5 protein-coding genes and 1 pseudogene are annotated in these 5,082 nt (G+C 72.5%); 3 read left to right on the top strand and 3 right to left on the bottom strand.

Going from position 1 to position 5,082, the window contains the following annotated elements; all coding sequences use genetic code 11:
• Positions 1-76: 76 nt before the first annotated feature.
• From HF519_RS29250 to HF519_RS29240, 3 genes are read right to left on the bottom strand one after another with little or no spacing between them, the layout of a single operon-like run.
• A complete protein-coding gene (locus HF519_RS29250) occupies positions 77-1,345 on the bottom strand; it encodes a TrpB-like pyridoxal phosphate-dependent enzyme (RefSeq protein ID WP_211170753.1) in 1,269 nt (422 codons plus the stop codon).
• A gap of 9 nt (positions 1,346-1,354) precedes the next feature.
• A complete protein-coding gene (locus HF519_RS29245; RefSeq protein WP_169416201.1) occupies positions 1,355-1,825 on the bottom strand; it encodes a hypothetical protein in 471 nt (156 codons plus the stop codon).
• Positions 1,826-1,833: 8 nt separating this feature from the next.
• Positions 1,834-2,505, bottom strand: coding sequence for a hypothetical protein (locus tag HF519_RS29240; protein ID WP_312860423.1), 672 nt, complete (start codon positions 2,503-2,505; stop codon positions 1,834-1,836).
• Between the two features lie 100 nt (positions 2,506-2,605).
• Between HF519_RS29240 and HF519_RS29235 the strand changes: the two genes are divergently transcribed.
• The 3 genes and pseudogenes from HF519_RS29235 to HF519_RS29225 form a co-directional block, all read left to right on the top strand.
• Positions 2,606-3,484, top strand: a complete 879-nt coding sequence (locus HF519_RS29235) for an N-acetylneuraminate synthase family protein (protein WP_169416203.1) — start codon at positions 2,606-2,608, stop codon at positions 3,482-3,484.
• Entirely contained in the window at positions 3,472-4,701 is a 1,230-nt protein-coding gene (locus HF519_RS29230) for an acylneuraminate cytidylyltransferase (protein ID WP_211170751.1), read from the top strand. The genes HF519_RS29235 and HF519_RS29230 overlap by 13 nt, the downstream gene beginning before the upstream one ends.
• 25 nt (positions 4,702-4,726) lie before the next feature.
• Positions 4,727-5,082: pseudogene (locus tag HF519_RS29225) on the top strand (hypothetical protein); the annotation flags it as partial.

Here is a 5,082-nt window from a genome sequence, read left to right as displayed (position 1 = left end):
ACCTCAACGGTCGCCTCCCCGACGAGCAGGGCTGACCGAGCCCACGTAACCCTTCCCCCCGCTCACGACGGCTCGGTCAGCCCTGCTCGTCGGGGAGGCGACCGTTGAGGTAGTCGTCGTAGGCCGACAGGTCGAGGAAACCGTGGCCGCAGTAGTTGAACAGGATGACCTTCTCCTCACCGGTCTCCTTCGCGGCCAGCGCCTCGTCGATCGTCGCCCGGATCGCGTGCCCGCACTCCGGCGCCGGGATCTTGCCCTCGGTCCGCGCGAACTGGACCGACGCCTCGAAGACCTTGCCCTGCGGATAGGCCACCGCCTCCATCCGCCCGTCCCGGACCAGCGACGACACCAGCGGCGAGTCGCCGTGATAGCGCAGCCCGCCGGCGTGGATCGACGGCGGCACGAAGTCGTGGCCCAGGGTGTACATCGGCAGCAGCGGGGTGAACCCGGCGGTGTCGCCGAAGTCGTACTCGAAGCGGCCCTGGGTCAGGGTCGGGCAGGACAGTGGTTCCACGGCCAGCAGGCGGACGTCCGCGTCGGACACGAACGGGAAGGCGATCCCGCCGAGGTTCGACCCGCCACCACACGGCGCGATGACGACGTCGGGCAGCCGCTCCCCCGCCAGCGCCAGCTGCTCCTTGGCCTCCAGCCCGATCACGGTCTGGTGCAGCAGCACGTGGTTGAGCACCGAGCCCAGCGCGTAGTGGGTGTCCTCGCGGGCCACGCAGTCCCGGACGGCGTCGGAGATGGCGGCGCCGAGCGAGCCCGGGTGCGCCGGGTCGTCCACCGGGGACGGGACGACCGCTCCGCCCCACGTCTGGATGGCCACCCGCCGGTACGGCTTCTGCTCGTAGGACGCCCGGACCATGTAGACCTGCAGGTCGAGGTCGAACTGCGAGCATGCGAACGCCAGCGCGGTGCCCCACTGCCCGGCTCCGGTCTCGGTGGCGAGCCGGCGGATGCCCTCCTGGGCGTTGTAGAACGCCTGCGGCACGGCGGTGTTGGGCTTGTGGCTGCCGGCCGGCGAGCCCGACTCGTCCTTGAAGTAGATCCGCGCCGGGGTGCCCAGTGCCTGCTCCAGGCGCGTGGCCCGGACCAGCGGCGTCGGCCGCCACAGCCGCAGGATGTCGAGCACCTCGCCGGGGATGTCGATCCACGGCTCGGTGGACATCTCCTGCTCGATCAGGGCCGCGGGGAACAGCGGCGCGAGGTCCCCGGGCCCGACCGGCTCCCGGGTACCGGGGTGCAGCGGCGGGTCCATGGGCTTGGACAGGTGTGGCGCGACGTTGAACCACGCGCTCGGGATACGGTCCGGGGAAAGCGTCCAGCGGGTCACGCGGCGCAGGCTAGGGGATCAGCCGTGATCGGCAGAAGCCCCGTTCGTGGCAGCGTCGTGTGCCCGTCGCTCGAGGCGCGAGATCCGTTCCTCGTAGAACGCGATGGCGGACAGGCTGGTCCGGGCCCGGCCGTGCTCGGTGCGGATCTCCTCGATCAACCTGCGGGCCTCGTCCCGCTCCCGATCGGTACCCGACAGGTCCACGCCGGGCCGTTCGAGCCCACCGATCCGTTCGTCGGTGGCCGCGACCTGCGCGCTCATCAGCCACAGTTGGTGCTCGAGGTCGTCCAGCCGCCGGGACAGCTGCTCCAGCCGCCGGCCGGTGTCCGCGGCCTGCTCGGCGCGCTGCGCCTCCACCGCCACCCGCAGCCGCCCGGTCTCGGCCTCCGCAGCCACCGTGGCGATGTGCTCCATCCGGACCCGCAACCGCGTCCACACCGGACGCGCGGAGCTCACCACCACCGCCCGCAGCCACCGGCGCATCCCCATGCCCCCGATCATCGGACGAGCTCGATCCGGCCGTGCGCGTGCCAGGCCCTCAGCAGCGCCGACTCGGCGTGCAACCGGTGCTCGGGTGTGACGGCGACGTCCTCGCCCCAGCTGTGGGCGAACCGCGTCTGCTCCGGGGCGTCGACGATCGAGATCCCGGTCAGCCGGGTGACCGCCGCCGGGAACAGCTCGCTGACCAGGTAGGTCGTCAGCGTGCCCGTGGTCGCCCAGACGGCGTCGGCCCCGTTCAGACCGAGCAACCCGTTCAGCGGCCGGCTGAACTCCCGGTTGGAGACCGAGACCGCAGCCATCGAACGCGGCCACCAGGCCGGCCGCTGCTCGCCCTCCCAGTGCTCGCGTCCGGGCTCGACGAGCAGGTACAGCCGGGAGGTGGGGTCGGCGAAGGTCCCCGGCCCGGCGATCACGCCGCGGTGCACCATCACCACATCGGTGCGACGGCCCAGCCGCGGCGGGCCGCCGGGAACGTCGACGGCGAAACTGGTCATCCGGACGACCAGATCGCTGTCGTCGATCAGGGCGGCGCGCGCCGCGCTCTCGGGTATCGGCGCGTTCCCGACGACGGTGATCGTGCGGGGCGGGTCGTGCCGGGCGTAGGCCGCGATCAACGCGCTGAGTACCCCCCGCTGAGTCGTAGGTACGACCGCAGTGTCTACCGTCACAGTTCCCAAACGTAATCGATCGGGCATTCCGCGGCCGAATCCGGGTCCGCGGACCGGGCCCGATGCGAGGAGTCGCTCCCGGAAGGACGGCAGGGTGACGATGACCGACGGCCCGCCGGCCGCCCCGTACGTGATCGCGGAGATCGGCTGCAACCACGCGGGCGACCTGTCCCTCGCCAAGCGGATGATCTCCGTCGCGGGGCAGTTCTGCGAGGTGGACGCCGTGAAGTTCCAGAAGCGCCATCCCCGCACCCTGCTCACCGACGCGCAGTACCGGGCCCCGCATCCGAACGAGATGCACGCGTTCGGGGCGAGCTACGGCGAGCACCGGGAGTTCCTCGAGTTCGACATCCGCCAGCACGCCGAGCTGCGCGAACACGCGGAGAACGCCGGGGTGACCTACAGCACGAGCGTCTGGGACCTGCCGTCCGCCCGCGCCGTCGCGGAGCTCGACCCCGAGTTCATCAAGGTCCCCTCCGCCGCGAACCTGAACACGCAGTTGCTCGAGTTCCTGTGCGGCGGGTACCGGGGCTCGATCCACCTCTCGCTGGGCATGACGTCGCGGGCCGAGGAGGAGGCCATCGTCGAGCTGTTCCGGCGCCTCGGCCGGCTGCACGACCTCGTGCTGTATGCCTGCACGTCCGGTTACCCCGTTCCGTTCGAGGACGTGTGCCTGCTGGAGGTCCAGCGGCTGCGGTCGACCTACGGCGACGAGCTCCGCGGCGTCGGCTTCTCCGGCCACCATCTCGGCATCGCCGCCGACGTCGCCGCGTTCGCGCTCGGCGCGCGCTACGTGGAACGGCACTACACCCTCGACCGCACCAGCAAGGGGACCGATCACGCCGCGTCGCTGGAACCCGACGGCCTGCGCAAGCTCACCCGCGACCTGCGCAACGTGGCGAAGGCGCTGACCTACAAGACCGCCGACGTGCTGTCGATCGAGCAGGTCCAACGCGACAAGCTGAAGTGGCGACCGTGACGCTGGCCGTCGTCATCCCGGTCCGGGCCGGCAGCAAGGGCATCCCGGGCAAGAACCTGCGCCGCGTCGGAGGCCGGCCGCTGCTCGACTGGACGGTCGAGGCCGCGCTCGGCGCGGTGTGCGTCGACCGGGTCCTGGTGTCCACCGACGATCCCGCGATCCGGCGCCACGTCCTGGGCACTCCGGCATGGCACGGCCGCGTCCTGCTGCCGTCGCGCGCTCCGGCCACGGCCACCGACGTCGCCACCACCGAGAGCGTGCTGCTCGACGTCATGGGCTCGCCCGAGGCCACCGGCGTCACCGAGGTCGCCCTGGTCCAGGCCACCAGCCCACTGCTCCGGGCGGCCGACCTGGACGGGGCCCACGCCCTGTACCGCTCGGGCTTCGACAGCGTGCTGTCGGTCGTGCGGCAGCGCCGCTTCCAGTGGCGGCTGGACGCCGACGGTGTCGCCACGGCGGACTACGACCCGGCCGCCCGGCCCCGCCGCCAGGACCTGGCCGGCCACCTGATCGAGAACGGCGCCGTGTACATCACGAGCCGGGAGGCCCTGATGCGTACGGGGAGCCGGATCAGCGGGCGGATCGGGCTGTTCGAGATGGCCGAGGAGAGCTACACCGAGGTCGACGAGCCCGCCGACCTCACCGTCGTCGACGCGCTGCTGCGCCGCCGGTCGGCCGGCGAGACACCCGGGCCATCCGACGCCGGGGCACGGGTCCGCCTCGTGCTGAGCGACGTGGACGGCGTGCTGACCGACAACGGGATGATCTACCTGGGCAACGGTGTGGAGGCCAAGACCTACAGCGCGCGCGACGGCAAGGGTTTCGAGCTGCTCCGCAACGCCGGCATCCGGACCGGGATCATCACCAGCGAGCAGGGCCCGCAGATCCAGGCACGCGCGGACAAGCTCCGGGTGGACGCGCTGGTCATGGGATCACGCGACAAGCTCGCCGACGCGACCGCGCTGTGCGAGCGGTGGGCGCTGTCGCTGGACGAGGTCGCGTTCATCGGCGACGACGTGCACGACGTGGCGCTGATGGAACGGGCCGGCCTCTCCGGCTGCCCGGCCGACGCGATGGCGGCTGCCGGCGCGGTGGCGGACTACCGGTGCCGGGCCACCGGCGGCCACGGCGCATTCCGGGAGTTCGCGGACGCGATCCTCGCGGCCCGCTCCGGAACCAGGGCCCTTGACCTGCCGCAATCCGCCCGGACACCATGAACGCCCCGATTCCCTCGGAGCCGCCGTGCGACCCGACCACCCGTCCCGCCGCGCGGCGGTCGTCCTGCTCGCCACCCTGATCGTCGCCGGCTGCACCGGCGGGAACCTCGCGGACGCCGAGCAGCGCCCGCCCGCGCCGGCACCCGCCGCGGCGCCGCCCGCACCCCCGGCGAGCTGCCTGCTCGACGCCGGGACGCTCGGCGCCGACACCGGCCTGATGTGGACCCCGGACGACGCCACCGCGAGCGGCCGGCGCTGCATCTACAGCCCGAGCGGGGACGCGGGACTCGCCTTCGTCGGCGTGGACGTCGCACCGTCGGCCGGCGACGCCGCCACCGCGAAACTCGACGCGCCGGCCGAGGTCTGCGACGACCGCACCCG

Origin of the sequence: Pseudonocardia bannensis, from assembly GCF_012911875.1 — a bacterium.
GTDB lineage: Bacteria > Actinomycetota > Actinomycetes > Mycobacteriales > Pseudonocardiaceae > Pseudonocardia > Pseudonocardia bannensis.
This window is presented reverse-complemented; position numbering and strand designations above follow the sequence as displayed.

Excerpts from the sequence above, each read along its gene's own strand:
- HF519_RS29245 (WP_169416201.1), bottom strand. The coding sequence starts at position 1,825 with ATGGGGATGCGCCGGTGGCTGCGGGCGGTGGTGGTGAGCTCCGCGCGT.
- HF519_RS29235 (WP_169416203.1), top strand. The coding sequence starts at position 2,606 with ATGACCGACGGCCCGCCGGCCGCCCCGTACGTGATCGCGGAGATCGGC.